The organism is Nocardioides cremeus (assembly GCF_030518195.1).
In the GTDB taxonomy this organism is placed as follows: domain Bacteria; phylum Actinomycetota; class Actinomycetes; order Propionibacteriales; family Nocardioidaceae; genus Nocardioides; species Nocardioides cremeus.
In genome coordinates this window covers 1-579 of the sequence record NZ_JAULSC010000071.1, presented here as the reverse complement: position 1 = coordinate 579, position 579 = coordinate 1, and the positions used below count along the sequence as shown (strand labels likewise).

The window sequence follows — 579 nt, the reverse complement described above, 5'->3', positions numbered from 1 at the left end:
AGGCTTTGGCCAGGTTTTTGTCGAGCTCGGTCTTCAAGTTTTTACTCAATTCGACGACTTGGTCCAGGAGGCTCTTGGCGGCGTTGGTCAGGTCATTTTTCACTTTTGTGGCTTCCGGTTCAGCCGCCTTCGCCAACTTCTCGGCTTCGGCGATGGCCTTGTTCAAGCCCTCGTCCAAGTTGGCTTTGACTTCCTTGGCCTTTTTGACGGCGTCGGGGCCGATGGCGGCCTGCAGCTTGGTGGCGGTGGTGGACAGGCTTTCTTTGATCTGGTTGACGACTTGCTCGATGTCTCCTTTGTGGTCTTGGGCCTGTTTGTTCAAGTTCTCGACGATGTCCTTCACTTTGGTGGCCAATTGTTGGGAGGTCTCGGATAGGGTGTCCGAAACCTGTTTGGAGTCGGGCAGGTTACCCTCGATCACTGAGCTTACGTTCCTCACGATTTGACGGGCGTTGACCGCCAGTTCGTCGATCTGGGATTTTTCTACGGGGGCTGCCTTTGCCTTGGGCTTAGCCAGGACTCCCTGGAGGGCCACAACGGCGATCACAGAAAAAACAACGAACTTGTACATGTTTTGAG

Annotated in this window: 1 protein-coding gene; it reads right to left on the bottom strand. The window is 54.4% G+C overall.

Features of this window, described 5'->3' with window-relative positions:
- Positions 1 to 579, bottom strand: a 579-nt coding sequence (locus tag QWJ41_RS20770) for a hypothetical protein (RefSeq protein WP_302710374.1), incomplete at both ends; no start/stop codon positions are given.